The 1,918-nt window shown below is 54.7% G+C and carries 3 protein-coding genes; all 3 read left to right on the top strand.

The annotated features are described in order from the left end of the window. Nucleotides 1-713: pirin family protein (locus RMSM_RS24485; RefSeq protein WP_052031789.1), on the top strand; the 713-nt coding region annotated here is incomplete at its 5' end. A 103-nt stretch (nt 714-816) separates the two neighbouring features. Continuing rightward, nucleotides 817-1,443: an FMN-dependent NADH-azoreductase gene (locus RMSM_RS24480; RefSeq protein WP_008702889.1), complete on the top strand. Its 627-nt coding sequence runs from the start codon at nt 817-819 to the stop codon at nt 1,441-1,443. Between the two features lie 82 nt (nt 1,444-1,525). After that, a partial coding sequence (locus RMSM_RS24475; protein WP_008702888.1) for a DoxX family protein occupies nt 1,526-1,918 on the top strand: 393 nt, incomplete at its 3' end.

Here is a 1,918-nt window from a genome sequence, read left to right as displayed (position 1 = left end):
AGCCCATCAGCACCGATTGGCTGGTTCGCCAGGCAGCCGAGCGAGGGCACACCGATCTGGGGTGGCTGAAAAGCTTCCATTCGTTCTCGTTCGGTGGCTATTACGATCAACGAAACATGGGATTTCGCAGTCTGCGAGTCATCAACGATGACAAAATCGCCGCCGGCCGCGGCTTTCCGACGCATCCACACCGCAACATGGAGATCATTTCTTACGTGTTGGACGGATCGCTACAGCACAGAGACAGCATGGGCAAAGGAGCAATCATCACCCCTGATGACATTCAAATGATGTCCGCCGGGACGGGAATCACCCATAGTGAGTACAACCCATCGTCGACCGAGGCGAATCATCTTCTGCAAATCTGGATCCGACCCGCGATGCGTGGCGTGAATCCGCGTTACCGCGAGAACAAGGTTACCGACGACCAGAAAACGAACCAGTGGAGCTTGATTGCCGGGCCCGATGATTCCGGTGCGGCGGTGGGGATTTACCAAGACGCCAAGATTTTCGCCAGCAAATTGCAGGCGAGCGAAAGTCTCGACTACACGCTTGAGCGAAACCGACATGCATGGTTACAAGTCGCCACGGGCGAGGTGACCGTCAATGGGACCACACTCGCAGCGGGCGACGCGGTGGCGTCGAGCCGAGCGACATCGCTTCACGTCACGGCGAACCAATCAAGCGATGTGCTCCTGTTTGATCTGAGTTGAGATCACGACCGTACCACCACTTCGCCAGCGAACCTAACTCGCTGGCAACTTTGTCGACTTCGAAAAACCAACGTTCACACTTTCCACCCCTGCAGAGCAAACCATGTCCAAACTGCTTTACATCGAATCGTCTCCCCGCAAAGCACGCTCGAAATCGATTCGAGTTGCCAATGCTTTTCTTGACGCCTACAAATCGGCCAACCCCGATGATGAAATCCTGACGATCGACCTCTGGAAAAAGAAGCTTCCCGAATTCGACGGTGACACAATCGACGCGAAATACCAAGTACTACATGGCCAAGGGCATGATGCGAGTCAGGCCAAAGCATGGCAAAGCGTCGTCGACGTGATTGACGAGTTCAAATCGGCCGACAAGTATGTAATCAGTCTTCCGATGTGGAATTTTGGAATTCCCTACAAGTTGAAACACTATATCGATGTGATCGCTCAGCCAGGCCAGACGTTTAGTTTTTCGCCCGAGACCGGCTATAGCGGATTGGTCACTGGCAAACCTGTTGCGGTTGTCTACGCTCGTGGCGGCGCTTATGGCAGCGAGCAAACCCAGGGGATGGATTTTCAGAAGACGTACCTAGAGTTGATACTGGGATTTGTCGGATTTACGCATATCCATTCGGTGGTGGTCGAGCCCACTCTCGCGGGGCCTGACGATGTTGCTGCGACCGAAACCGCTGCGGTCCAGGTGGCAATGGAAATTGCTTCTACCTTCTGACTCGCTGTTCCACAACTAGCGCTGAACGACGATCAGCGCAGACACTTTTCCCTGCTCCCTTCACTCACTTAGGATCTTTCCAATGCTACTTGCGTCTGCTAAACAGATTTCCGTCGGATTACTTGTACTGCGTGTCGCGTTCGGCCTATTCATGCTCGTGCATGGCATTCAGAAGGTGATGGGATTTAGCGCCATGTCGGATGCCTTCCCCGACCCGATCGGGATGGGCAGCCAGCTCAGTTTGATCATGGCAATCGCCGCCGAGGTCGGTTGCTCGCTGCTATTGATCTTGGGGCTGGGCACACGTTTGGCACTGCTGCCGCTGGCCTTCACGATGGTGATCGCGTTGTTCCTCGTGCACGGGGCCGATCCATGGAAAGTCAAGGAACTGGCCGCAATCTATCTGACCACCTACGTCGCCCTGTTCATCACCGGCCCAGGCGAATACTCGCTCGACCACAAATTTTGGGGCGGT

Origin of the sequence: Rhodopirellula maiorica SM1 (assembly GCF_000346295.1) — a bacterium.
Lineage (GTDB): Bacteria > Planctomycetota > Planctomycetia > Pirellulales > Pirellulaceae > Novipirellula > Novipirellula maiorica.
The sequence above is the reverse complement of the archived record's forward strand: the minus strand, read 5'-3'. Positions and strand labels throughout refer to the sequence as shown.

Bases quoted from the DNA above. Each gene is read 5' to 3' on its own strand.
- RMSM_RS24480 (WP_008702889.1), top strand. From the start codon at position 817: ATGTCCAAACTGCTTTACATCGAATCGTCTCCCCGCAAAGCACGCTCG.